We start from the raw sequence: 25016 nt of genomic DNA on the forward strand, positions 1-25016 counted from the left end.
TACGTACCGATCGGGGTGCCGACCGGGGGATTTCCGACCCGAGGGGGTGGCCGATGGCCACGATGATCGCCCTGTTCGCCGGTCTCGCCGTCCTGGTGACCGGCCTGACGGTGTACCTGCACCGGCGCCGCAACGGCCCGACCGAGAACCTCGACGGCCTGCTGACCGAGCAGGAGCGGCTGGCCCAGCTACGGGCCCTCCGCTCCTCCTACAGCTCGATCGCGATGCACAGCTCCCACGGACTCACCACCGACGACCTGGGGAGGTACCACCGCTAGAACCCGAGGGGGTCAGGCCTTCGGCTGCTGCTGGGTGATGCAGTGGATGCCGCCGCCGTTGGCGAAGATCTCCCGGGCGTCGACCAGCTCGACCGTGCGGCCGGGGTAGGCCTCGGCCAGGACGGCGGCGGCCTCCTGGTCGCGCGGGTCGTCGAAGGCGCACAGCACCACGGCGCCGTTGGCGACGTAGTGGTTGATGTACGAGTAGTCGACCGGCTCGCCCTCCTCGTCCAGCAGGACGGTGGGGGCGGGCAGCTCGACGACCTCCAGCGGGCGGCCCTGGGCGTCGGTGGAGGCCCGCAGGATCGCCACCAGCTCCCGGCACACCTCGTGGTCGGGGTGCGCCGGGTCCGGCTGGACGTGGGCGACGACGACGCCGGGGCGGACGAAGGAGGCGACGATGTCGATGTGGCCGCGGGTGCCGAACTCGTCGTAGTCGCGGGTGAGCCCGCGCGGCAGCCAGATCGCCTTGGTGGTGCCGAGGAAGGCGTGCAGCTCGGCCTCGACCTGCTCCTTGGTCCAGTCGGCGTTGCGGCCCTCGCCGAGCTGGACGGTCTCGGTGACGAGCACCGTGCCCTCGCCGTCGACGTGGATGCCGCCGCCCTCGTTGATCAGCCTGGAGGCGAAGCGCCGGACCTCGGTCAGCCCGGCGATGTGCTCGGCGATGTGCTGGTCCTTGTCCCAGCGGGCCCAGGACTGCGCGCCCCAGCCGTTGAAGATCCAGTCGGTGGCGGCCACCCCGCCCTTGCCGTCGACCAGGAAGGTCGGGCCGATGTCGCGCATCCAGGCGTCGTTCAGCGGCCGCTCCACGATCTCGACCGCGTCGGCGACGTACTTGCGGGCCTCCGCCGTCTCGCCGGTGTTCACGACCAGGGTGACCGGCTCGTACCGCACGATGGTGTTGGCGACGTTCGCCCAGGCCTCGCGCGCCGCGTGCAGGTGCTCGGGCGTGTCGAAGGTCGGGTTGTCGGTCGGGAAGGCCATCCAGGTGCGGTCGTGCGGGTGCCACTCGGCGGGCATCCGGTAGCCGAGCGAGGCGGGGGCGGGGGTGGTCATCGCGGCGTCCTTCGGTGGGGCGGGGGAGGGTCAGAGGAAGTAGAGGCGGCTGAGCGAGACGCTGTCGGCGGGCTCGGAGCGCAGCGGGGCGCCGTCGAGCGAGACCAGGCCGGTCTCGGTGACCTCGACGCGGCCGACCCGGGCGTTGCGCACCATGTCGCGCGGGCCGATGCCGCGGGTGCCCCGGACGCCCACGCGCCGGCGCCGGGTGGGCAGGCCGTCGGCGGGGCGGTCGAGGTACGCGCCGTCGGCGGCGGCCTGGGCGACGAAGGCGACCGAGATGTCGGCGGCGGTGGCGCCGTGCGCGCCGAACTGCGGGCCCAGCACGAGGGGCTCGCAGCGGTCGGTGGAGGCGTTGGGGTCGCCGACCACGCCGTAGGCGGGGAAGCCCGCCTTGAGGACCAGCTGCGGCTTGGCGCCGAAGTGGTCCGGGCGCCACAGCACGATGTCGGCCAGCTTGCCGATCTCGATCGAGCCGACCTCGTGGGCCAGGCCGTGGGCGATGGCGGGGTTGATGGTCAGCTTGGCGATGTAGCGCAGGACGCGCTCGTTGTCGTCCCCGCTCTCGACGGTCCCGAAGCCGCCGTCGAGCGGGCCGAGCTCGGCCTTCATCTTGCCGGCCATGGCGAAGGTGCGGCGCACGGTCTCGCCGGCCCGGCCCATGCCCTGGGCGTCGGAGGAGGTGATGCCGATGACGCCCAGGTCGTGCAGCACGTCCTCGGCGCCCATCGTGCCGGCCCGGATCCGGTCGCGGGCCATCGCGGCGTCGCCGGGCAGGTCGGTCTTGAGGTCGTGCGCGGAGACGATCATGTCGAAGTGTTCGCCCAGCGCGTCCCGGCCGAACGGCAGGGTGGGGTTGGTGGAGGAGCCGATGACGTTCGGCACGCCCGCCATCTTGAGCACGTTGGGGACGTGGCCGCCGCCGCAGCCCTCGATGTGGAAGGCGTGGATGGTCCGGCCCTCCAGCACCTTGAGGGTGTCCTCGACGGACAGGCACTCATTGAGGCCGTCGGTGTGCAGGGCGACCTGGACGTCGTACTCCTCGGCGACCCGCAGCGCGGTGTCCAGGGCGCGGGTGTGGGCGCCCATGTCCTCGTGCACCTTGAAGCCGGAGGCGCCGCCCTCGGCGAGGGCCTCGATCAGCGGGGCCTCGTCGGAGGAGGAGCCGCGGCCGAGGAAGCCGATGTTGACCGGCCAGGCGTCGAAGGCGTTGAAGGCGTGCCGCAGGGCCCACGGCGAGTTGACGCCGACGCCCCAGACCGGGCCGAACTCCTGGCCGATGATCGTGGTGACGCCGGAGGCGAGCGAGGCCTCCATGATCCGCGGCGACAGCAGGTGGACGTGGGTGTCGATGGCGCCCGCGGTGGCGATCATGCCCTCGCCGGAGACGATCGTCGTCCCGGTGCCGACGACCACGTCGACGCCGTCCATGGTGTCCGGGTTGCCGGCCCGGCCGATCGAGGCGATCCGGCCGGCGATCAGGCCGATCGAGGTCTTGCGGATGCCCTGGACGGCGTCGATCACCAGGACGTTGCTGATCACCACGTCGCAGGTGTCGCGGACGGCGGCGGGCTTGAGGTGCAGGCCGTCGCGGGCGGTCTTGCCGAAGCCGGCCAGGAACTCGTCGCCCGGGGTCTGCGAGTCGGACTCGACGCGGACGATCAGCCCGGAGTCGCCGAGCCGGATCCGGTCGCCGGCCCGGGGGCCGTGCACGGAGATGTAGTCGAGCGGGGTGATGGACGTCACGACTCGACCTCCGCGTCGTCGAAGTGGATGAGGTAACCGGTGGCGCGGGCCTTGGTCAGCGCGGCCTCCTTGGCGCCGGGGGCGTCCAGCGGGCCGTCGACCAGGCCGGCGAAGCCGATCGCGACCCGCGCGCCGCCGATCGGCACCAGGCCGACCTCGACGGTGGCACCCGGGTCGAAGCGCACCGAGGAGCCGGCCGGGATCGCCAGGTGGGTGCCGTAGGCGGCGGCGCGGTCGAAGGCCAGGCGCGGGTTGGCCTCGAAGAAGTGGAAGTGCGAGGTGACCGAGATCGGCACCCCGGAGGTGTTGTGGACGGGCAGGACCACGGTCTCCTCGACCGGGTCGTAGCCGGCGCCGTCGCCGAGCAGCGCGCCGCCGGGGGCCTCGTCGCCGAGCGAGCCGGCGCCCCGGAACGGGTCGTTGACCACGGCGAGGCGGGTGCCGTCGTCGAAGACCGCCTCCACCTGGACCACGGTGACCACGTCGGGCACGCCGGGCAGCACGTCGTCGGCGGTGAGCACGGAGCGGCCGGCCTCGATGGCCTCGGCGAGGCGCCGGCCGTCCCGGGCGGCCTCGCAGACGGTGTCGGCGATCAGCGCGGTCGCCTCGGGGATGTTGAGGCGGACGCCTCGGGCGCGGCGGGCGCGGGCCAGCTCGGCTGCTGTGAAGATCAGCAGCCGGTCCCGCTCGGTGGGGGTCAGTCGCACGGTTCCTCGCTCGCGGTCGCCGGGTGAGGGGGAAAAACGTTAGAACGGCGTTCAAACATCTCCGGTCATTGAACCCGGAGCGGTCCGCCCTGTCCAGCCTTGCCGCTCCCGCGGCGATCGGCTCGGCGGAACGCCGGGGCGGCGGCGCCGGAGACCGAAAACCGCCCGTACGCTTCGCAAACCTGTCCGGCGGGGGCAGTTGGATCACGTGAACCGCCCCGTGCCCCTTTCACCCCAGGTGATCGCCTGGGTGCTGTTCCAAATGCCGAAAGCTGGGCATGAGGATGATTGGTCAGTACCAAGTGGGCCGACCGGCCGGCGGGGGATACCGGACCGGTGACCCGGAGCGAGGGCGGGGGCAGGGGTGATGGACGGTCAGTCGCGATTCCCGCGGCAGCGAACGAGTTCGGGGGGCGCCTTCCGGGTGACCGGAACCGGCCAGGGCGCCCCGGCGGGCACCACGGGCCCCGTGAACGCGCTGGGCGTGCCCGGCGTCACCCGCCCGGGCGTACCGGCACCCGGGTGTGCGCTCAACCGCCGGCTCCACCTGGCACTGGAGGCCGCCGACCTGGTCGGCGTCGGCGCGGTCCGCCGCCGGCTGCGCGCCGCGCTCGGCGTGTGGGGCGTGCCCGAGCTGGCCGACACCGCCGAGCTGCTCACCTCCGAACTGGTCACCAACGCGTTGCAGCACACCGGCCAGGGCGCGGTCTTCGACGCGGTGCTCACCGGTGACCAGCGGCTGCGCATCGAGGTCCAGGACGGCACGGCCCGGCTGCCCGGCCGCCGCCGCGACCAGGACGCGGAGTACGCCACCTCCGGCCGCGGGCTGATGCTGGTCGAGGCGCTCGCCGACTCCTGGGGCGTGCAGCTGCGCGGCGACGGCAAGGTCACCTGGTTCGAACTGGGCATCGTCGGCGCCTGAGCCGCCGCCCGCGGACCGCGGTTCGCCGATCGCCGTCCGCGGTTCACCGATCGGCCCCCATCGCGCGCCGTTTGTCGTACGAGCACCGTTCGCTGTCGAACGATGCCCGGAAGTGAAGGCACGCGACAAGGTTTCCGGCCCGTTGCCATTGCCGCTCGGCCGAACATTGGCCAGGATGGTGGGAATGTGTGCCCACGTGCGAGAAGCGGCGGGGAAAGACCACCTCGACCGATGACCGCCCATGGGCGCGCGACCGTCGAGCACCACCCACCACCCGCCACGCGGCCCGTCCGGACGGTCGGCGCGGTCCGCCACGGCAGCGGCAGGAGCAGCATGCCCACAGAGCCCGAGTCACCGGGGCCGGCCCTTCCCGCCGGTCCGACCACGACCGGCTCCGGGCGGGCCAGACCCCCCGCGCAGGCGGTCCGGCGGCACCCGCTGCGCACCGCCCCCGGCCTGGCGGCCGGTCGGCTGGCGCCGATGCTCTCCGGTGGTCTGCCGCTCTCCCCGGGTGACTCCACACCGGACTGGCTCGAACCCGCGATGGCGGCCAACGGCATCGGCTCGTTCGACTGGGACATCCGCCGCGACGTTCTGGAGGGTGACCAGCGCGCCTGCGCCATCGTCGGCCTCGACACCGCCGAGAAGGGCCGCTTCGACCGCACCTCCGCCTCCTTCCTGGCCCTGCTCCACCCCGAGGACGCCCCCGTGGTGCGCCGCCGGGTCGAACGCGCCGTCGCCGAACTCGGCCAGTGCGGTGCCTACTACCGGACGGTCGGCCGGGGCGGTGCCACCCGGGCCGTCCGGTTCCGCGGCCGGGTCCTCGCCGACGCCTTCGGCCGCGCCTCCCGGATGGTCGGCTTCGTCTGGGACGCCACCGTCGAGCTGCACAAACGCGACCGCGCCGACCGGCTCGCCCTGCTGCGCGAGGAGCGTTCCCGCTTCATCAAGGAGGCCGCCCGCGCGCTCTCCGAGGCGGTCACCGTGCGGGACGTCGCCCGGGTCTTCACCGAGCTGCCGCTGCCCGGCCTGCCGCCGGACGGCCTGGTGCTCGCCTCCTTCGAGGCCGGCCGGGTGCAGATGCTCGGTGCCTCCGGCTACCCCACCGAGGAGCTGGCCGGCTACGACCGCTCGGTGCTGCCGCCGAGCCACCCCGCCGCCGAGGCGCTGCGCGGCCGCGCCCCGGTGTTCTGCGCCAGCCGCGAGGAGTACCGCGAGCGCTACCCGGACGTCTGGGAGCAGGCCCGCCGCACCACCCGCAGCTCCTGGGCCTTCCTGCCGCTGGTCGCCAGCGGCCGGGCGATCGGCCTCTGCGTGGTCAGCTTCGACGACGACCGCCGGCTCGACGCCGACGAGCGCACCCTGCTCTCCACCCTCGGCGGCCTGGTCGCGCAGTCCCTGGCCCGGGCCCGGCTGCACGACGCCGAGCACGAACTGGCGGCCGGCCTCCAGCGCGTCATGCTGCCGCGCACCGTGCCGTCCGTGCCGGGCGTCACCACCGCCGTCCGCTACCTGGCGGCCGGTTCCGGCCTGCAGATCGGCGGCGACTGGTACGACGTGGTGCCGCTGCCCGGCGGCCACGTCGGCCTGGTGATCGGCGACGTCCAGGGCCACGACGTGCACGCGGCCGGCATCATGGGCCAGCTGCGGATCGCGCTGCGCGCCTACGCCGCCGAGGGCCACCCGCCCGCCGCGGTGATGGCCCGGGCCTCGCGCTTCCTCGCCGACCTCGACACCGACCACTTCGCCACCTGCACCTACGCCGAGGTCAACGTCGACTACGGCGTGGTCTACGCCGTCCGGGCCGGCCACCTCGACCCGGTGGTGCGGCGCGGCGACGGCACCGCCACCACCGTCCCGGTGGCCGGCGGGCTGCCGCTCGGCATCGCCCCGGACGAGGAGTACCGGGTCACCCGGTTCAGCCTCGACCCGGGCGAGACCGTGCTGCTCTGCACCGACGGCCTGGTCGAGGCGCGCGGCATGGACCTCGACGAGGGCATCGCCCGGCTCACCGCGGTGCTCGCCGAGCCGCTCGCGAGCCCCGCCGCGAGCGGCCGCGACCCGCTGGACGAGCTCGCCGACCGGATCGCCTCGCAGGCCGCCGACTCCAGCGAGCGCGAGGACGACATAGCGCTGCTCCTGCTGCGCTGGGACGGCCCCGAGGGCGGCCTGGCCGCGCAGCAGCTGCGCCGCCGGATCGGCCAGGCCGACCTCGCCCGGATCTCGGAGGTCCGCGCCGAGCTGCGGGACGCGCTGCGCCGCTGGGGCGTGGCCGAGCTGATCGACACCGCCGAACTGCTCTCCTCCGAGCTGGTCACCAACGCCATCCGGCACACCGACCGGGACGCCATGTTCACCGCCCGCCTCTACCGGGAGCCGGTCGCGGACGGCGGCCGGGCGCGGCTGCGGGTCGAGGTGGAGGACGAGTCGGACCTCTGGCCGACCCGCCGCACCCCGGGGGAGCAGGCGTCGTCCGGGCGCGGGCTGATGCTGGTCGAGGCGCTGGCCGACGGCTGGGGCGTGGAGCCCCGGGGGACGGGCAAGCGGATGTGGTTCGAGCTCAGCGTGACGCCCGCGGACTGACGTTCGGCGGGCGCTCGACGGGCGGGCGTTCAGCGGTTCCGGGGCGTCAGCCGAACTGCTGCTCCAGGTCGTTCAGCTTCTGCTCCAGGAAGTCCAGCCGGGGCAGGGCCGCGGTGTTCTGCTCGGTCGTGAGGTCGACGGTGCGCCGCTCGGGCCCGGCCGGCAGGCCGGGCTGGGCGGCCGCGCCCCCGGCGCCGGGCCCGTCGGCGCCGGCCGCCCTGGCGGACTCCGGGCCGGACTCCAGCTGCCGGGGCGCCGCCGGGGGAGCTCCGCCGCCGCGCTGGCGCCAGACGCTGTTGGTGCGGTTGATCGCCCGGATCTCGGCCCGCTCGCGGCGCCCCGCCAGCCTGCGGCGCTCCTTCTCCCGGATCCGCTCACGCTTGTCGTTGCGGACGTCCTCGACAGCCTCGTCCAGGCTGCGGACGTTCTCCAGCAGCATCAGCGACCAGGCGGCGTAGGTCTCGCGCGGGGCGCGCAGCCAGCGGACGATCCGGATCTGCGGCAGCGGTCGGGGGACCAGCCCCTGCTCGCGCAGCGCGGCGCGGCGGGTCTGCTTGAGCGCCCGGTCGAACAGCACGGCGGCCGAGAGCGACATCCCCGCGAAGAACTGCGGCGCGCCGGCATGGCCGAAGCCGCGCGGGGCGTGCACCCAGTTGAACCAGGCCGAGGCACCGGCGAACAGCCAGACCAGCAGCCGGGAGCCGAGCGCCGCGTCGCCGTGGCTGGCCTCGCGCACCGCGAGCACCGAGCAGAACATCGCGGCCCCGTCCAGGCCGAACGGCACCAGGTACTCCCAGCCGCCGGACAGGTTGAGGTTCTGCACCCCGAAGCCGACCAGGCCGTGGAAGGAGAGCGCGGCGGCCACGGCCGCGCAGCAGAACAGCAGGGTGTAGGAGGCCCCGCCGTACAGGGACTCCTTGCGGCGGCGGCGCTCCTCGGCCCGCTCCCAGGAGTCCGCTCCGCTCCCGCCGCCGGTGCCTCCCCGGTACCGGGCCAGGGCCACCAGGAGTGCGGTGAGCAGCAGCACCGCGACGCCGGTGACGGCCCAACCCAGCGGTATGTCGGACAATTTCATCGCCTGGACCAGCCTCGCTTTCCTGCGTTTTCCCGCGCCGCGATTCCTGCGCCGTGATGGCGGGGACCATCATGGCGGATGCGCGGTCGGAGAGCGGCTGATTTCCTGTCAATGCACCGGAGCGAGGGATTTCTGTCGGGGGATAAGTCGTGCCGTCATATTGATATGAGAAAAGGGGAGCCGGGAATTCCGGACCCGTCGAAGGTCCCGGTCCGGCCCGCGTCGGCCTGCGTAGAACTCCGTCAAACCCGCGCGACGCGGGGGCAGCCCGCGCACATCGCCTCGATCCGCGCCGTGTAGACGAGGCAGCAACTGGCCCGGCACCGCTCGGACTGTTCGATGCGTGCCGGGGAGCCGGGCGCCGGAGCGGTGAACCCGGCGCCCGGTGTGAAGGGCGCGCACTCCGGCGCGCCGGGGCCGTCCGCGCCGAACAGCGCGGTGAGTTCCGTCCGTACGCGCTCCTCCTCGCCGAGCCGCCGGCCGACGTACCAGAGGCCCTCCACCACCGAGTCCGTGGCCATCGCCCAGAGCGTGCGCGGCCCGCGCCGCACCTCCGGACGGAAGGCCGTCAGCACCGGGGTGAGGAAGTCCGCGAGCGCCGCCCGGAGTTCGGCGGCCAGCGCGGTCTCGTCGGCCACCGTCCGCGCCGCCCGGACCGCCGCCGGATCGTGCGACAGGCAGACGAAGGCGTCCTGGCTGACCGTCAGTTCACCGCTGCGGCGGCGGACCGAGACATCGGCGGGCGCGAGCAGCGGCACCCGGCGCTCCAGGAACCACGGCAGGGTGAACAGCAGCGAGGCCTGCCAGACGAACCGGTGCAGCCCGATGCCGGCCGCCACGTCCGGCCGCAGCGCCCGGCCGTAGCGGGCCAGGCCCTGCCGGGCGTCGTGCGCGACCAACTCCCGCAGTGCGTCCGGGTCGGCCGTCAGCTGCGCCCCCGCGATCCAGCCCCGCCCGGAACGCGGCGGCGCACACCGCACCCGCAGCTCGGGAACCACCTCGCCGAGCCGCCGGTAGACGCCCGACCCGGGCGGCAAGGGGACCTCGGCGCCGGCCTGGTCGGGCCGGTGGACGTGTGCGGCGGCCACCGGTTCCGGGGCGGTGCGCGGGGGAGCGGTGGTGAGGGAGGGGGCGGGGCCGTGGCGGCGGGTGGTGGGGTCGGCCCGTTCGGCGGCGGGTCGGGCGCTGCTCGCGGTCATGGTCGTGCCCCTCGGGTCGACCGGGCCGACCGGACCGTCCGGTCCGTGCCCGGCCGGGGCGTGCCGTGACACCGCTGCGCCGTACGTCCGGGCCCGGCCGGCCGGGGGCCGGCGGAGCCCGGGAACGGCAAGGCTGACCCGGCCGGGTCACTGCTCGACCCGGCCAGGTTAGCCTCACCTTAGCTGATCGGCCCCTGGCTCTGCCTCTCGACGCGTCCGTCCGAGGGGGCGCCCGGCGCGCGCCCCGCACCGAGCTGGCGCGCGAGCCAGACCGGTACGCCTCCGAGGGCCTGCACCAACCGGGCCGCCTCCGCCCGCAGCCGTGTGGCCTCGGCCGGCTCGGACACCTCGGCCAGTGCCGCCAGCGCCGGCGCCACCCCCACCGTGAAGCCCAGTTGCTCGCGCAGCCGCAGCGAGGCGTCGAACCCCTCCCACGCCCGCTCGCGGTCCCCCGCCGCGAGCGCCAGCGCGGCCAGGTGCCGCCAGGTCGACGAGCGCAGCAGTTCGTCGCCCCGCTCGCCCGCGCCGTCGTGCGCCCGCCGGTAGGCGATCCAGGCCGCCGTCGGGTCGCGCAGCAGGTTCTCCGCGACCAGCCCCCGGCGGAAGTCCAGCAGTGGCCGGCCCGGTGCGTCCGGCGGCAGCAGGGCCGAGGTGCGGCCGAGCGCCGCCTGTGCCTCGTCCAGCCGGTCGCGGGCACCGAGCACGCTGGCCACGTACGCCAGGAAGCCCCGGGCGCAGGCCGCCGAGGCGCGCTGCTCGGTGGTCGCCGCGACGGCCTCGGCCAGTCGCAGCGCCTGCTCGGCCTGACCCCAGTGGGCGGCGGTGAACAGGCACTGCTCGATCAACAGTTCGGCCCTGACGAGCGCCGCTGACGGGTCGCGCTCGGCGGTCGGCCGCAACAGCTCGGCGGCCTCCCGCCAGCACGCCCGGGACCGTAACCGCCATACGGTGTCCCCCGGCTCCGGAGGCGCCGCCGGCCCCCGTGCGTCCCGGCCACTAGGGCCCCATCCGTGCTCCGACAACGCCACCTCCTTGTGTGCGCCATCCAGCAGGAAAGCGGGCCCCTCCCCACTCGTGGCATGACGCGCCACAGGCCCGCGTTGTGGCGGCAATTCAACACGGGGGCGAGCTTGTGCACCAGATCACGAGCGGAGGTTGTTGCGCTCGGCCGGGTTTTCGTCTAAACGATCAGCGGGCGGGCGGCCGGGGCCCGAACGGGCCTCAGGACGTCCAGCCGGTCTCCATCAGAGCCTCCGCGGCGCCGTTCGCGGGCTGCGGCACACCCGCCAGGTCCAGGCTGAACAGGGCGACCAGCAGCTGCTCCCCGCGCACCGTGGCCTGGTGCGAGTAGCCCGCAAGAGTGAACATCGCGGCGGCCATCTCCTCCGCGTGCAGGGTCTGCAGCCAGAGGCACTCGACCGACTTCACGTCCGCCGGCTCGGTCCAGGTGTCCACCTGGGCGACCATCCGGCTGCCCAGCAGGGTGACCCCGTCCCGCTCCTGGGCCTCCGTCAGCTCCAGGTCGTCGAAGCCCAGCCATTCCAGGTAGCGGGCCGCGGTGAACACCGCGTCCTGCGAGGTCCGCACCGGGTGCGGGCGGAACGGCGCGCGCCGCCGCCAGGGCGCCGCCGGGGTGCCCGCGCCCGTGGCGGGTGGTGCCGCGGCGGGGGCGTCCAGTGAGTGCGCGGGCCGCGTCGGGTGCGGGTGGGAGGCCCGCGGGCCGGCGGCGGTGCCCAGCGGACCGGCGGTGGAGCCGCCCAGCCGGGTCGTCCGGTCCACCGGGAGCCGCACGGTGGCTCCGCAGTTGCAGGTGAACTCGGGCTGCGGCCACTGGTCGGAGCGCCCGCAGTGCGGACAGCGCATGCTCAGCCAGGAGTCCTCCCAGGACCGGAAGCGCACCTGCACCGGCACCCCGCCGCGCAGCAGCGGCACCTTGAGCGAGGCGCCGCAGGGGCAGGGCAGTGACGGCGGTTCGTAGAGGTGCTCCCGTCGGCAGGCGGGGCAGCGGATCGCCCGGGCGCCACCCGCCGCCCCCGGGCCGCGGCCGGCCGGGTCGTGTCCGGTGAAGTCGTCGGGCAGTCCGGGCATGGCGGGCACCGTCCGTTCGAGTCGGGGGTGGGTGACGTGTCCCATGCTCCCCGAAACCCGCCGGACACGGCGCGGAATGCGGCAATCCTCAGGGAGGAATCAGGGGTGTGCGCTCGATCGATCGGCGGTGAGGAGGAGAGGACTCCCCCTCGCGTGGGAGCCGGGGCCGTTCCCGGGGCGGACCGGGGTGAACGTGTGCGGCCCGGTCCGCCCCGTGAGTCACCCCGCGCCCCAGCGGGCGAGGTCGGCCGGGGTGTCCAGGTCGTCCGGGGCGGCGACGTCGGCGCACTCGACGAGGACGAGCTCGTCCGGGTGCGCCGCCAGCAGGGCGCGCGCCCCCGCGTCGCCGTGTGCGGCGGCGAGCGCCGCGGCGAAGTACCGGGCGCCGATCAGCACCGGATGCCCGCGCCGCCCCTCGTACGCGGCGGCGGCCAGCTCCGCCCCGCCCCGGTGCGCGGCCAGCAGCCGGGCCACCGCGGCCGGGCTCACCCCCGGGGTGTCCACCAGCATCACCAGCGCGGCCGAGGAGCGGGCCGGCAGCGCGGCCAGGCCGGTGCGCAACGAGGAGCCCATGCCGCTCTCCCAGTCCGGATTGGCCACCAGACGGCAGCCCGGCAGGTGCGCCGTCGACCGCACCCGTGCCCGGTCCGCGCCCAGCACCACCGTCACCTCCCGGCAGCCGCCCGCCCGGGCCACCGCCGCCGCGTGCTCCACCAGCGGCCGGCCCCGGTAGCGGAGCAGTGCCTTCGGCCGTCCGCCCAGCCGCCGTCCGCCCCCGGCGGCCAGCACCACGGCGGCCACCGCATCGCCCTGTTCCATGCGCTCAGCGTGCCCGCCCGGGGCCGTCGCCGAACAGCCCGTCGGACGGCGGTCGGTCGCGCGCTCAGCCGCCCGCGCGGGCCGTCGGCCGGGCCGTCGGGCGGGTGAAGTGCGCGCGGTAGGCGCGTGGGGTCATGCCGACCCGCTGGAGGAGGTGGCGGCGCAGCGAGTCGGGGGTGACGAAGCCGGTGCGGGCGGCGACCCGCTCGACCGCCAGCTCGGTGGACTCCAGCAGCTCCCGGGCCTGTTCGAGGCGCTGGGTGAGCAGCCACTGCAGCGGGGTGGTCCCGGTCTCGGCCTGGAAGCGGCGGTTGAGGGTGCGCACGCTCACCCCCGCGTGCGTGGCCAGTCCGGCCAGGGTGAGCGGCTCGGCGAGCCGGGCGAGGGCCCAGGCCCGGGTGGCGGCGAGCGAGCTGCCGTCCGGGGCGGCCACCGGCGTCGGCAGGACCTGCCCCTGGCCGCCGTCGCGGACCGCCGAGACCGCCGCCAGCCGGGCCACCGCGTTGGCCACCGCCGCGCCGTGGTCGGTGCGCACCATGTGCAGGCACAGGTCGATGCCGGCGGTGAGCCCGGCCGAGGTGAGCACCGGGCCGTCGTCGACGAACAGCGCTTGCGGCAGCACCCGGACGTTGGGGAAGCGGTGCTCCAGCGCGCCCGCCTGCACCCAGTAGGTGGTGGCGCTGTGCCCGTCGAGCAGTCCGGCCTGGGCGAGCACGAAGGCGCCGGTGCAGATCGAGGCCATCCGCGCGCCCCGGCCGGCCGCGGTGCGCAGGGCCGCCAGGATCCGCTCGTCGGCGTCGGCCCGGGACGCCGATCCGGTGACGAGGACGGTGTCGGCCGTGCTGATCGCGTCCAGGCCGTGCGGGACGACGACCTGGAGGCTGCCGGTGCTCGCCACCGGGCCGGGCTCGACGGTGCAGATCCGCACCCGGTAGGCCGGGCGGCCGTCCACCTCGGCGGAGCCGAAGACGATGTCGGGGATGGTGAGGTCGAAGGCGGTGACCGGCGGCACGGCGACGACCGCGATCCGGTGGACGCCCGAGGGGGCGGGCGTGGGCGCGGACGAGGGCATGGCCAGAACCTCCGGAACCTTGGCAGCCGGAGCCCTGCCGCGCGGCGGGGCCCTGGCCGAGAGTTGATCACGGCGCCGCGCAGTCCGGCGCCGCCACCCCTCAGGCAACCAAGGAGCCTTCCATGTCCTTCCACGTCGTCACCGGCGCCGGCCCGACCGGTACCGCCACCGCCCTGCGCCTGGCCGGGGAGGGCGAGCAGGTCCGCCTGGTCACCCGGCGGGGCAGCGGTCCCGAGCACCCGGGCATCGAGCGGGTCGCCGCCGACGCCACCGACGCCGACGCCCTCACCGCGCTCGTCGAGGGCGCGCACTCGCTGATCAACTGCGCGGCCCCGCAGTACCACCGCTGGCTGACCGAGTTCCCGCCGCTCGCCGCCGCCCTGCTGGCCACCGCCGAGCGGACCGGCGCGGGCTACGTCATGCTCGGCAACGTCTACGGCTACGGACCGGTGGCCGGCCCGCTCACCGAGGACCTGCCGGCCGCTCCGACCAGCCGCAAGGGCACGCTGCGGGCGGCCCTGTGGGCGGACGCGCTGGCCGCCCACGAGGCGGGCCGGGCGCGCGTCACCGAGGTGCGGGCCAGCGACTTCGTCGGCCGCGGTGCCACGTCGCTGTTCGCCTTCACCGTGGTGCCCGCCGTGGTGGCCGGCGAGCCGGTGGGCTACCCCGCCGACCTGGACGCGGCGCACAGCTGGAGCTACGTCGGCGACGTGGCCGCCACCCTGGTCGCCGCCGCGCGCAACGAGACGTCCTGGGGCCGGGCCTGGCACGTGCCCAGCACCTCCGAGGTGTCCGCCCGCGAGCTGGCCGGGCGGCTGGCGAAGGCGGCCGGGGCGCCGGAGCCGGCGCTCACCGAGGTCTCCCGGGCGGAACTGGCCCGCTCCGGCAACGAGATCCTCGCCGAGGTGGAGGAGATGGGCTACCTGTACGACCGGCCGCTGCTGCTCGACTCGACGGTGACGCGGGAGACGCTGGCGGTGGCGGCGACCCCGCTGGAGACGGTGGTGGAGGAGAGCGTCCGCGCGCTGCGGCCCTGAGCGCGGACGCGGCGGGGCGGCGGGGCGCTCGGGCGTTCGGTGTGAGCTTCGCCATGATCGAAATGCTCCCTGTTGTGGTGGCTTGACCGCCCGCTGGGCGGCTGGTCTGCTGGTGCGCCGTCAGCCGCCCGCCCACCTGGGGAGTCCCCGTGCCCGCCCGTCGTTCCACCCTGTCCGCCGCCGCCGCCGTCCTCCTGATATCCGCCGTGGTGCTGAGCAGCTGCTCGGACGACAAGAAGTCCGGCGGCGGCGCCTCCGGCGGGGCGGCGGGTGCCGCGAGCCGGGGCACCAGTCCGCTGGAGAACCCCGACGGCACCAAGCCCGGTCTGGCGCCGCTGACTTCGGCCGCGGACCAGAAGGCGGGCCGCGAGCTGATAGCCAAGGTCGCCACCGCCGCCGCCGGTCCCAAGGACGGCTACGACCGCAATGAGTTCGGACCGGCCTGGACCGACAACGTGGACGGCATACCGGGCGGTCACAACAACTGCGACACCCGCAACGACCTGCTGGCCCGGGACGGTTCGGCGGTCGAGCGCAAGGACGGCTCGAAGTGCACGGTCACCTCGATGACCATCTACGACCCGTACACCGGCAAGACGGTCGACTGGAACAAGCAGCAGGCCTCGAAGATCCAGATCGACCATGTGATGCCGCTGTCCTACGACTGGCAGATGGGCGCCAGCAAGTGGGAGAAGCTGAAGCGGGTGCAGATCGCCAACGACCCGCTCAACCTCATCCCGGCCGACGGCTCGCAGAACGCCTCCAAGGGCGACTCCGGTCCGGCTGCCTGGCTGCCGGCCAACCCGGAGATCCGTTGCTCGTACGCGGTGCGCTTCGCGCAGGTGTCGCTGAAGTACCAGCTGCCGGTGACGGAGGCCGACAAGAAGGCGATGCTGCAGCAGTGCGGCGGCTGACGGGGGCTGAGGAGTAGCCGAGGAAACGTTTCCTCGGACGGTTCGTCGCTCTTTGTCCCGAAGCGGGCGGGACGGGCGGGGTGCGGCGGGTGGGGCACCGTCAACCGTGTGATCGTCAGGTGGTATTCGTATGCGGTGCATTCGATGATCACCCGGTTCTCGCGACGCGCCCTGCCCGCCGTCGCCGCGGCCGCCCTGCTGGCCGCCTGCGCCAGCTCGGGCGGCTCCACCGACGCGGCCTCCGGCACGCCGTCCGCCGCCGCGACCACCACGCCGTCGCCCACGGACCCGGCGACCGCCACCCCGACGCCCACCCCCATTGCCACGCCCACGCCGACCGTCAAGCCCACCGGTCAGGCGGACCCGGCCCTCCAGGCCTTCTACGGTCAGCAGCTCGCCTGGGCGGCCTGCAAGGACGACCCGAAGACCGCGAAGATCGACGAGTCGGCGGTGCAGTGCGCCACCCTCAAGGTCCCGCTGGACTACGCCGACCCGTCCGGCGGGAGCCTCGACGTCGGCGTCGCCCGGATCGGCAGCGCCAGGCCCGGCGAGCGGACCGGCTCCCTGCTGGTCAACCCGGGCGGTCCCGGCGGCAGTGGCGTCAGCATGGTCCAGCGCGGCCAGAAGGACTACGACGGCCCGCTGCGCGACCACTACGACATCGTCGGCTTCGACCCGCGTGGCAGCAGCCTCAGCTCGCCGATCAGCTGCCTGGACGACAGGACCCGTGACACCTGGCTCACCACCGACGACCTCGGCCCCGAGCACGGCAAGGTGCTCGCGGACGCCTGCCAGGCCAAGTACGGCAAGCTGCTGGAGCACATCGGCACCCGCGACACCGTCCGCGACATGGACGTGCTGCGGGCCGCGCTCGGCGACCAGAAGCTCAGCTACCTCGGGCTGTCCTACGGCACTTACATCGGCAGCGTCTACGCCGAGGAGTTCCCGGACCGCGTCGGCCGGCTCGTCCTGGACGGCGCGGTCGACCCGGCGAAGCCGCTGGTCGAGAACAACATCGAGCAGTACGGGGGCTTCGAGCGCTCGCTGCGCGCCTTCGCCGCCCACTGCGCCAAGCAGAAGCAGTGCCCGCTCGGCAAGGACCCGGACAAGGCGCCCGAGAAGCTCGCCGACTTCCTCGACGGGCTCAAGCAGAAGCCGCTCACCACCAAGGACGGGCGCGTCCTCACCTCCGCCGCGGCGTGGACCGGCGTGATCGAGGGCCTCTACGGCGACGAGAGCGGCTGGGAGGAGCTGCGGAACGTGCTGGCACAGGCCATGGTCAACGGCAAGGGCGACTACCTGTTCATGTACGCGGACGGCTACAACAAGCGCGACAAGGACGGCCACTACCCCGTTTCGGCCGACGCCTACACCGCCGTCTACTGCGCCGACGGTGCGACCGGCGTCCCGACCGGTGACGCGCTGCAGGCCGCGTACGCCGAGATGGCGTCCAAGGCTCCGCTGATCAGCCGGCGCGAGCCGGGATCCGCGCTGTTCGACCCCGACTGCCGCAGCTGGCCGTTCCGCTCGCCCGAGAAGGCGCACGCGATCACCTCGAAGGCCGCGACGCCGATCGTGGTGGTCGGCTCGACCGGCGACGCGGCCACCCCGTACGCCAACGCCGAGAAGCTCGCCGCCGAGCTCGGCAACGCCGTGCTGCTCACCCGCGAGGGCGAGGGGCACACCGGCTACGGGCGCAGCGAGTGCATCCGCACGGCCGTGAACGCCTTCCTCGTCGACGGCACGGTGCCGGCCGCCGGGACGCGCTGCGCGACCGACACCGCGAAGTGATTCCTCAGCACAGCACAACGGCGGGGCGCGGTACGGTCGTTCACCGTGCCGCGCCCCGCCGTCAGGGTCAGGACGTGGGGGACCGGGTCAGGTCGTAGAAGGTCGAGCCGCCGACGGTGCGGGCGGTGTAGTGGCTCGCCACCCACTCCTCGATCTGGGCGGTCTGCGACCCGGACGACTCGCCGTCCGGGGCACCGGGCATGCCGTTCACGCCGGTCGTGGTGGTGCTCTCGCCGCCGACCGCGCGGCGCGAGCCGCCGCCGATGAACCAGTGCACCTTGCCCTCCCGCACGTACTGCTGGAAGGCCTCCAGGCTCAGCGAGGGGTCGCTGCTGTTGAAGCCGCCGAGGGCCATCACCGGGACACCGGAGGCGAGTTGGTAGCTGGCGGCGTTCTGCGAGCCGCTGGTCGCGGCGGCCCAGCGGTAGCCGTCGGCGCCCTCCTTCAGCAGGGAGGCAGCCTCCTCGCTCACCTTGGCGCCGTTCAGCAGCCCGCCCATGCCGCCCATGCCGCCGGCCATGCCGCCCGGGAAGCCGCCGCGGGTGCGGTTGCCCCGGTTGCCGTCCTGGCCGCCGTTCTGCTGCGCGGAGCCCGGGACACCGCCTTGGCCGCCGTCCTGGCCGCCGCCCTGCTGTTGCGGGGCGCCGGGGAAGCCGGGGAGACCGCCCGTGCCCCCCGGACCGCCCGCGCCGCGCCGGCCGAAGCCGCCCGGCCCGAAGCCGCCCTCCACGGCGGGCCCGGCCAGCACGATCGAGCCCTGGTGCGGGGTGTTGACCGTCTCCACCGCGTACGCCGCCGGACCGCCCAGCGCCGCCGCCGCGCCCAGCAGGCCCGCCACCGCGGTCAGCCGTCCGGCGAGCCGCGAGGACCCGCCCGCCGCCCCGTCCGCGGCCCCGTCCGCCCGGCGCGCGAGCCGCGCGGCCAGCGGTCCGGCGACCAGCAGCGCCACCGCCGCGAGCAGCCCGCCGGCCAGGACCGTCGGCCGCAGCCACGGCAGGAAGTCCTTGCTGCGTCCGAGCAGCACGTACGCCCACACCGCCGTCACCGCGAGCGTGCCGGCCAGCATCGCCGCGTACGGCAGCCGGTGCCGGGCCCGCCACAGCCCGTCGACGCCGATGCCGACCAGCGCCGCGACCGCCGGGGCCAGCGCCACCGTGTAGTACTGGTGGAAGATCCCGGACATGAAGCTGAAGGTCAGCGCGGTGCAGAGGAGCCAGCCGCCCCACACCAGGAACGCGGTGCGCGCGGTGTCCGTCCGGGCGTGGCGGCGGGTGGCCCACAGGCCGAACAGCAGCAGGATCAGCGCGGCGGGGAGCAGCCAGGCGATCTGCCCGCCGATGTCGCCGTCGAACAGCCGGGTGATGCCGGTCGTGCCCCAGCCGCCCCCGCCGCGCATCCCGCCGGGCGGGCCCCCGGCCGTCGCGCCGCCGGGCCCGGCGCCGAACGCCGCCTCGAACCCGCCCGCCATCCGGTTGCGGCCGCCGCCGACGCTGCCGGTCTCGTTGCCGTTGAGCCGGCCGAAGCCGTTGTAGCCGAAGGTGAGCGAGAGGAAGCTGTTGTCCTGCGAGCCGCCGATGTACGGCCGCGCCGAGGCCGGGACCAGCTCGACCACCGCGACCCACCAGCCGCCCGCGAGCACCATCGCCAGCCCGCCGGCCAGCAGCTGGCGCACCCGGCGCCACAGCCCGGTCGGCGCCACCACCAGGTAGACCAGCGCGAACGCGGGCAGGACCAGGAACGCCTGCAGGGTCTTGGTGAGGAAGGCGAGTCCGAACATCACCCCGGTGAACACCAGCCACCGGGTGCCGGCCGCCTCGACGGCCCGCAGCAGCCCGTACGCGGCCAGCGTGAGCAGCAGCACCAGCAGCGCGTCCGGGTTGTTGAAGCGGAACATCAGCGCCGCCACCGGCGTCAGCGCGAACGCCACACCGGTCAGCAGCCCGGCGAGCGGCGAGAAGCGCCGGCGCACCGCCGCGTACAGCACGGCCACCGTGGCCACCGCCATCAGCGCCTGCGGGGCCAGCACCGACCAGGAGGAGAGTCCGAAGACGCGGGCCGAGAGCGCCATCGGCCAGAGCGCGAGCGGCGGCTTGTCGACGGTGATGAAGTTCCCGGCGTCCGAGGAGCCGTAGAAGAGGGCCTTCCAGCTCTGGCTGCCCGCCTGGGCGGCGGCCGAGTAGAAGGAGTTGGCCCAGCCGGAGGCGGACAGGCCCCAGAGGTAGAGGACGGCGGTGGCCGCCAGCAGCGCCAGCAGCGCGGGCCGCACCCAGCGCGGGTCGTCGGCCCGCCCGCGCCAGGTCCGGCCCGGCAGGGTGCGCAGCCGCTCGGCCCAGGAGGCCGGCCCCTTGGGACCGGTGGGCGGCGGCGGGAGCTCCGGGAACAGCGGCGGCCCGGCGGGCCGCCCGGGCGCCGGCCCCTCCGGCGTGGGGGCGGGCGGCAGCACCGGGGGCGGGTAGTCCCCGGCCTCCGGCCAGGGCTCGCCGGCCGGAGGGGTGAGGCTGGTCGTGGTCATGGGCGCTACGCTCGGGCGCCCGGGTGAGAGAACCGTGAGACGCGGGTATGAGGCGTCTGTGATCCGACCGGCGCGGTTCCGCCGCTCGGCGCTACGCGGCCTGCGGCATCGTCAGGTGCTTGCCGAGCCACTCCAGGGCGGGCGGGATCTCCCGGGTCCAGGTGTGGAAGTTGTGGCCGCCGGTGTCGAGGGTGATGGTGGAGAGCTTGGTCGGCGCCTTGAAGGAGTTGACCATGGCCTGGGTGCCCTCGTAGTTGTTCTCGTCGTAGCTGGTGGCGAGCAGCAGCGAGACCGGCTCGGCGGGCTTGTTCTTCAGCCGCCAGACCAGGTCGTTCTCCTGCTTCAGCTGGGCGTTGCCCGCGAACAGGTCGCCGGTGGTCTCGTCGATCGGCGCGGTGTAGTAGCCGGAGAGCGAGATCGCGGAGCGGTAGGCGTCCGGCTTGCGCAGCGCGAACTTGAGGGCGCAGTAGCCGCCGGTCGAGTTGCCGATCACCGCGCGGTTGGCCGGGTCGGTGCCGATCCGGTAGTTGGCGGACAGCGCCGTCGGCAGGTCGCTGGTGAAGAAGGTCTCCACCTGGGGCCCGCCGGGGATGTCCATGCACTCGGTGTCGCGGTTGCCGGAGAGCGTCGGGCGCATCAGCACCAGGACGGTCGGCGGCAGCTTGTTCTGCTCGATCGCGGTCAGCGTGGACGCCGGGTACTGCATCAGCGTGATCAGCTTCTCCGCCGAGCCCGGGTACCCGGCCAGCACCAGCGCCATCGGGAACTTGCGCTGCGCGTACTCCGGCTGGAAGTACTGCGGCGGCAGGTAGACGAAGGCGTCGCTGTTCAGCCCGCTCGCCCTGCCCCGGACCGACACCTCCTGGATCAGCCCGGAGCGGTCGCGGGCCGAGCCCTGCGCCGAGTACATGTTCTTCTCGCCGGTGACGGCCAGCGCGGCGGCCGCGTTCGGCTGGTGGTCGACCACCTCGCCGGGCTTGCCGTTGGTGCCGAGCAGGTCGCTCCAGGAGCTGTAGAAGCCGAAGTAGCCGTTGGCGATCAGCCCCATGGCGACGAGCACCGCGACCTGGGTGGCGAGGAACGCGCCGAGCCGGCCGCTCCAGGCCTTCCAGCCGCCGCCGCCGAATCTCGGCCAGAGCCACATCGTGGCGGCGAACACGCCGATCGCGATGACGGCGGCGATGATCTGGAGGGGGAGACCCGTGAGGCTGAGCACGGACCGATCGTAGTTGACGTCGGAGACCGCTCCGTGCGCTCCGTCGTACGCCCCCGCTACGCTTCGGTGCGCTGCAAATGCGCCCTGTTGACCGCGTCTTGTCGGATCGCAATCATGTCCGCGGGGACAGCAGACAGCACGGAGTGTGCATGGATCAGTACCGAAAGATCAACCGGGGGAGCGGCATGAAGTCCTTCACCAAGGCCGGCGTCGCGGTGGGCACCGCCCTGCTGCTGGCGGCCTGTTCGAGCGGTGGCTCGGGCGGCGGCTCGGGCGGCGGATCCGCCAGTGGTTCGGGCAGCGGACCGGCATCGTCCGGCCCGTCCGACGGCTTCAACACCGCCCTGCCGGCCCCGACCCGCACCGCGACACCCACCCCGACCCCGACCCCGACGCCGTACGGGCCCGTCCTGGCCGGCTACATCGACCCGGTCGGCGTCGCGCTCGGCAAGATCAACCCGTCGGCCAACCTGAACAACTTCATGATCGGCCTGCAGGAGGCGGCCGGCGCGGCCAACTCCGCGAGCAGCGGACTCGGCCTGAGCGACACCCCGGCCACCGTCGGCACCACCAAGCGCCAGCTGGTGAACGCGCTGTCGCAGCTCGCCACCGACCTGACCAAGATCCGGACCGGGATCAAGTCCAAGACCTACTGCACCACCGGCTCCGCCTACGCCCAGGTCGGCCTCTCCGAGGGACTGAAGGCGATACCGGCCTCGCTCGCCGAGATGGCGGCCGCCGGGTACACCACCAACTTCACCGTCCCGCAGACGCCGCAGCCGCAGACCCGCTCGCTGGACAACGGCGCCTTCGTCACCAAGGGCCGGCTGCGGGGCGGCGGCGAGTTCCACGTCGACAACACCGCCGGCACCGTCGACTCCGTGGTGTCGCTCTACAAGGGCGGCAAGACGGTCCACTCGCTGTACGTCGGCAAGGGCAAGGAAGCGGCGATCGAGGGCGTCGAGGACGGCGACTACGACGTCTACTTCTCCGAGGGCGTCGACTGGGACTCCTCGCTGAAGATGTTCACCCAGAGCTGCAGCTACACGAAGTTCGACGACTCGCTGTCCTACACCAGCGGCCGGAACTACGTCTCCTGGACGATCACGCTGACCGCCAAGGTCGGCGGCAACGCCAAGACCAGCGACGTGGACGAGGAGACCTTCCCGCAGCAGTAGGCGCCACCGCGTTCAACGGACGGGGCACCGCCGGACGGTCCGGCGGTGCCCCCGGGCCCGTTGGACGGCGCCCCGCCCAGGCTCGCGGATCGGCCAAATCGCCTCCGGGGGACGGACTTCGGCGACGGCCCGGACTGTCGCGCGCCTCTTGCGGGGCAAGTGTCGGTGCCGCGTGCCAGACTCCCGGCATGGCCCCTGAACCGCTCGCCACCCTGACCTTCGCCGCCTGGCGCCGTCTCGACCGCACCGCCGCCAGCCGTCTCGCCACCCAGATCGCGGGCAGCGTCGGCGGCCGGCTCGACCGCGTCGAGGAGGTCGAGCACCTGGGCGCGCCGCTGCACCGGGTGCTGGTCGAGCGCGGTGGGCGGATGTTCGCGCTGATACCGGGTGGGCGGGTCACCGTCGGCTTCGACACGGCGAGTTGGCGGCCGTCCGCCGAACTCCTGGCCAGTTACCGGGAGGAGAGCGTCAGCCAGGGCTTCGGTGACGGGGACCTGCACGCCCACCTCGCCCGGGTCCTCAGCCCGCGCCGGACCGTCACCGTGCCGACGCTGCTGATGGCCGTCGAGGGCGAACCGCTGGAGGAGGAGCCCGCCGACCTGCCGGCCGTCCTCGCCGACGAGGGCCTGCGCCTGCCCACCCCCGACGAGTGGGAGCACGGCTGCGGGGCCGGAGCGCACACCCTGTTCCGCTGGGGTGACGAGTGCCCGCTCGACCGCATCCCGTACGGCCCCGAGCCGGGCCCGCACACCGGCCCCAACGCCTTCGGCCTGCGCATCGCCCACGACACCTACAGCTCGGAGATCACCAGCGATACCGGCGCCATCTACGGCGGCGACGGCGGCGAGTCCGTCTGCGGCGGCTACGGCACCGTCCTCGCCTGGCTGCCGCTCGCCACCGCCAACCGGCACCCGGACCTCGCCGCCATGGTCTTCGACGAGGACGGCGACTACTGCACCGAAGACCTCTCCGCCCGCCCCGTCCTCGCCCTCCGCTGACGCCTCGGCGGTTACTCCTCCTCGACCCACTCCGGAATGGTCCACCGCAGCACCGTCCCGCCGTCCGCACCACGGTCCAGGGTGACGGGGTACACCCGCCCCCAGTCCCGCTCACCGTGGTGCCGGACGGCGTGGTCGCCCTGGCACCACCCGAAGCCGAGCACGGGGCAGCCGCCGACCTCGATCTCGCCGACGGTCAGCGGGCGGGTGCGGCCGGCGCACTCGAAGCGGTGGAAGTCGGTGTGCGGGTCGACGGAGGAGACCACGCCGACGCCGTACGCCGAGATCTCGGCGGCGAGCGCCGTCGCCTTCTCGACGGGCAGGTCCAGGAAGCCGTACGGACCCCGCTCGTCCCCCTCGTACTGGGGGATCCGCACCCCGCCGAACCGCTGGTACGCCTCCTCCTGGTCCCGCCCCCAGTAGCTGACGTCGGCGAGCCCGTCGGCCGGCTCCCCCTCAAGCCCGATCCAGGCGTCCAGCCCGGCCGCGTCCCCGAGCATCATCCCGCCCCGGTCCACCGGTAGGTCCCCGACCGGCACCGGCGCCTCCCGCCCCGCCGGCCACGGTACCCCGAGCTCCACCTCCAGCTCGGCGATCGCCGGCTCGTCGTCGAACGGCGACGGTGCCGTCCGCGCCCGCACCGCCAGCGCCCGCGTCCCGTCGACGGCAACCGCCACCGCCTCCGCCGGCCCCTCCAGGAGGTGCCCGCTCCCGCCTCCCCGCGCCACCGCCTCCCGCGCCCGCTCGGACAGCGGCGGCCCGATCTCGGGCCAGTGGTCCAGCCAGAGGGCCATCCCGAAGACGAGCACCCCGGAAGGCGCGGTGACGGTCCCGAGGTGCGTGAAGCTGTCGTTCATGTGTCCGATTCTGCCGCGCTCGCGCACCCGCTCGGAACTCGCCCGGCTCCGGCAGTCGCACCGGTGATCCGGCGCCTCCGGGCGGATTTCTCCACCTGACTTCTGCTCGCACCGTTGACCAATTGATGTGGTCATGGCACTTTCGTGCGGCGCGGGCGTCCGCAACCGGTCGTACGCCCCGCATCCCCCACAAGGAGAGCCATGTTCAAGAGACTTGCCGCCGCGTCCGCCGCGAGCGTCGTCATCGCGGGGGTCCTGACCTCCGTGGCGGTCGCGCCCGCGCAGGCGGTGCAGGCCGGTGACCTGACGTCGACCATCGCGCTGAGCAACTGCTCGGCCTCGCTGGTGCGTTACCCCTCCTCGGTCGACGCCGACCGGGCCCTCATGCTCACCAACGGGCACTGCCTGCCGACCATGCCGTCCGCCGGCCAGGTCATCCAGAACCAGTCCGCCAGCCGCAGCGGCACCCTGCTCAACGCCACGGGCGGCTCGCTCGGCACCGTGACGGCCGACAAGATCCTCTACGCCACGATGACCGGCACGGACGTCGCGCTCTACCAGCTCACCGACACCTTCGGGTCGATCACCTCCAAGTTCGGTGCGACGGCGCTGACCATCAGCGACACCCACCCGGTCGACGGCTCGGCGATGTTCATACCCTCCTCGTACTGGAAGCAGACCTGGAACTGCTCCGTCAACGGCTTCGTCGGCACGCTCCGCGAGGACGCCTGGACCTGGCACGACTCCCTCCGCTACAGCTCCGGCTGCAACACCACGCACGGCACCTCGGGTTCGCCGATCGTCGACGCCGCGACGAAGAAGGTCGTCGGCATCAACAACACCGGCAACGACGACGGCCAGATGTGCACGCTCAACAACCCCTGCGAGGTGGCGGCCGACGGCACCACCGCGGCCTACCAGGGGCAGAGCTACGGTCAGGAGACCTACTGGTTCACCACCTGCCTGGG

The 25016-nt window shown here is 74.1% G+C and carries 20 protein-coding genes and 1 pseudogene; 9 read left to right on the top strand and 12 right to left on the bottom strand.

Annotation, left to right across the window (positions count from 1 at the left end; translation table 11 throughout):
• Nucleotides 1–53 precede the first annotated feature (53 nt).
• On the top strand, nucleotides 54–278 hold the full coding sequence (locus ACFU9E_RS09290) for a hypothetical protein (protein ID WP_380683792.1): 225 nt from the start codon (nucleotides 54–56) through the stop codon (nucleotides 276–278).
• Between the two features lie 12 nt (nucleotides 279–290).
• Here the strand turns inward: ACFU9E_RS09290 and ACFU9E_RS09295 are convergent, their stop codons facing one another.
• The 3 genes from ACFU9E_RS09295 to ACFU9E_RS09305 are packed head-to-tail and all read right to left on the bottom strand — an operon-like array spanning nucleotide 291 to nucleotide 3787.
• The gene (locus ACFU9E_RS09295) at nucleotides 291–1334 is read right to left on the bottom strand and encodes an agmatine/peptidylarginine deiminase (protein ID WP_380683791.1); all 1044 of its coding nucleotides are present in this window, start codon (nucleotides 1332–1334) and stop codon (nucleotides 291–293) included.
• Nucleotides 1335–1364: 30 nt separating this feature from the next.
• On the bottom strand, nucleotides 1365–3080 hold the full coding sequence (locus ACFU9E_RS09300; RefSeq protein ID WP_380683790.1) for an urease subunit alpha: 1716 nt from the start codon (nucleotides 3078–3080) through the stop codon (nucleotides 1365–1367).
• Nucleotides 3077–3787, bottom strand: a complete 711-nt coding sequence (locus ACFU9E_RS09305) for an urease subunit gamma (protein ID WP_380683789.1) — start codon at nucleotides 3785–3787, stop codon at nucleotides 3077–3079. Before ACFU9E_RS09305 ends, ACFU9E_RS09300 begins: the two co-directional genes overlap by 4 nt.
• Nucleotides 3788–4256: 469 nt before the next feature.
• Here ACFU9E_RS09305 and ACFU9E_RS09310 point away from each other — a divergent pair, with 469 nt between their 5' ends.
• Nucleotides 4257–4709 carry an ATP-binding protein gene (locus ACFU9E_RS09310; RefSeq protein WP_380683788.1) on the top strand — a complete coding sequence of 151 codons (453 nt, stop codon included), beginning with the start codon at nucleotides 4257–4259 and terminating at the stop codon, nucleotides 4707–4709.
• A gap of 333 nt (nucleotides 4710–5042) precedes the next feature.
• A complete protein-coding gene (locus tag ACFU9E_RS09315; RefSeq protein WP_380683787.1) occupies nucleotides 5043–7292 on the top strand; it encodes a SpoIIE family protein phosphatase in 2250 nt (749 codons plus the stop codon).
• Nucleotides 7293–7338: 46 nt separating this feature from the next.
• Here the strand turns inward: ACFU9E_RS09315 and ACFU9E_RS09320 are convergent, their stop codons facing one another.
• The 6 genes from ACFU9E_RS09320 to ACFU9E_RS09345 form a co-directional block, all read right to left on the bottom strand.
• Entirely contained in the window at nucleotides 7339–8367 is a 1029-nt protein-coding gene (locus ACFU9E_RS09320; protein WP_380683786.1) for a DUF2637 domain-containing protein, read from the bottom strand.
• A 242-nt stretch (nucleotides 8368–8609) separates the two neighbouring features.
• Nucleotides 8610–9566, bottom strand: a complete 957-nt coding sequence (locus tag ACFU9E_RS09325) for a (2Fe-2S)-binding protein (protein ID WP_380683785.1) — start codon at nucleotides 9564–9566, stop codon at nucleotides 8610–8612.
• A 179-nt stretch (nucleotides 9567–9745) separates the two neighbouring features.
• A complete protein-coding gene (locus tag ACFU9E_RS09330) occupies nucleotides 9746–10465 on the bottom strand; it encodes a hypothetical protein (RefSeq protein ID WP_380714873.1) in 720 nt (239 codons plus the stop codon).
• Between the two features lie 322 nt (nucleotides 10466–10787).
• Nucleotides 10788–11654 (bottom strand): hypothetical protein, encoded by an 867-nt coding sequence (locus ACFU9E_RS09335; protein ID WP_380682911.1) that lies wholly within the window; start codon nucleotides 11652–11654, stop codon nucleotides 10788–10790.
• A gap of 219 nt (nucleotides 11655–11873) precedes the next feature.
• Nucleotides 11874–12473 (bottom strand): NTP transferase domain-containing protein, encoded by a 600-nt coding sequence (locus ACFU9E_RS09340; RefSeq protein WP_380682912.1) that lies wholly within the window; start codon nucleotides 12471–12473, stop codon nucleotides 11874–11876.
• 64 nt (nucleotides 12474–12537) lie between these two features.
• Complete coding sequence (locus tag ACFU9E_RS09345; protein WP_380682913.1) at nucleotides 12538–13545, bottom strand: GlxA family transcriptional regulator; 1008 nt, start codon at nucleotides 13543–13545, stop codon at nucleotides 12538–12540.
• 122 nt (nucleotides 13546–13667) lie between these two features.
• Between ACFU9E_RS09345 and ACFU9E_RS09350 the strand changes: the two genes are divergently transcribed.
• The 3 genes from ACFU9E_RS09350 to ACFU9E_RS09360 all read left to right on the top strand — a co-directional run bounded on the left by ACFU9E_RS09350 (nucleotide 13668) and on the right by ACFU9E_RS09360 (nucleotide 17287).
• Nucleotides 13668–14582 (top strand): NAD-dependent epimerase/dehydratase family protein, encoded by a 915-nt coding sequence (locus ACFU9E_RS09350; RefSeq protein ID WP_380682914.1) that lies wholly within the window; start codon nucleotides 13668–13670, stop codon nucleotides 14580–14582.
• 149 nt (nucleotides 14583–14731) lie between these two features.
• Nucleotides 14732–15496, top strand: coding sequence for an HNH endonuclease family protein (locus ACFU9E_RS09355; protein WP_380682915.1), 765 nt, complete (start codon nucleotides 14732–14734; stop codon nucleotides 15494–15496).
• Between the two features lie 144 nt (nucleotides 15497–15640).
• Nucleotides 15641–17287, top strand: a complete 1647-nt coding sequence (locus ACFU9E_RS09360) for an alpha/beta hydrolase (RefSeq protein WP_380682916.1) — start codon at nucleotides 15641–15643, stop codon at nucleotides 17285–17287.
• Between the two features lie 67 nt (nucleotides 17288–17354).
• Here the strand turns inward: ACFU9E_RS09360 and ACFU9E_RS09365 are convergent, their stop codons facing one another.
• Nucleotides 17355–19799, bottom strand: coding sequence for an ArnT family glycosyltransferase (locus ACFU9E_RS09365; protein WP_380682917.1), 2445 nt, complete (start codon nucleotides 19797–19799; stop codon nucleotides 17355–17357).
• Nucleotides 19800–19890: 91 nt separating this feature from the next.
• Nucleotides 19891–21015: an alpha/beta hydrolase gene (locus tag ACFU9E_RS09370; protein WP_380682919.1), complete on the bottom strand. Its 1125-nt coding sequence runs from the start codon at nucleotides 21013–21015 to the stop codon at nucleotides 19891–19893.
• A gap of 149 nt (nucleotides 21016–21164) precedes the next feature.
• Between ACFU9E_RS09370 and ACFU9E_RS09375 the strand changes: the two genes are divergently transcribed.
• Both ACFU9E_RS09375 and ACFU9E_RS09380 read left to right on the top strand, forming a co-directional pair.
• Nucleotides 21165–22193 (top strand): hypothetical protein, encoded by a 1029-nt coding sequence (locus tag ACFU9E_RS09375; protein WP_380682920.1) that lies wholly within the window; start codon nucleotides 21165–21167, stop codon nucleotides 22191–22193.
• Nucleotides 22194–22381: 188 nt separating this feature from the next.
• Entirely contained in the window at nucleotides 22382–23191 is an 810-nt protein-coding gene (locus ACFU9E_RS09380) for a hypothetical protein (RefSeq protein WP_380682921.1), read from the top strand.
• An 11-nt stretch (nucleotides 23192–23202) separates the two neighbouring features.
• Here ACFU9E_RS09380 and ACFU9E_RS09385 read toward each other — a convergent pair whose 3' ends face one another.
• On the bottom strand, nucleotides 23203–24048 hold the full coding sequence (locus ACFU9E_RS09385) for a hypothetical protein (RefSeq protein ID WP_380682922.1): 846 nt from the start codon (nucleotides 24046–24048) through the stop codon (nucleotides 23203–23205).
• A gap of 201 nt (nucleotides 24049–24249) precedes the next feature.
• On the opposite strand from ACFU9E_RS09385, the pseudogene ACFU9E_RS09390 reads away from it, so the two are divergent.
• Nucleotides 24250–24870 (top strand): annotated as a pseudogene (locus ACFU9E_RS09390) (serine protease); the annotation flags it as partial.
• Between the last annotated feature and the right edge of the window lie 146 nt (nucleotides 24871–25016).

The sequence above is a fragment of the Kitasatospora sp. NPDC057595 genome (genome assembly GCF_042800875.1).
Classification (GTDB): Bacteria; Actinomycetota; Actinomycetes; order Streptomycetales; family Streptomycetaceae; genus Kitasatospora.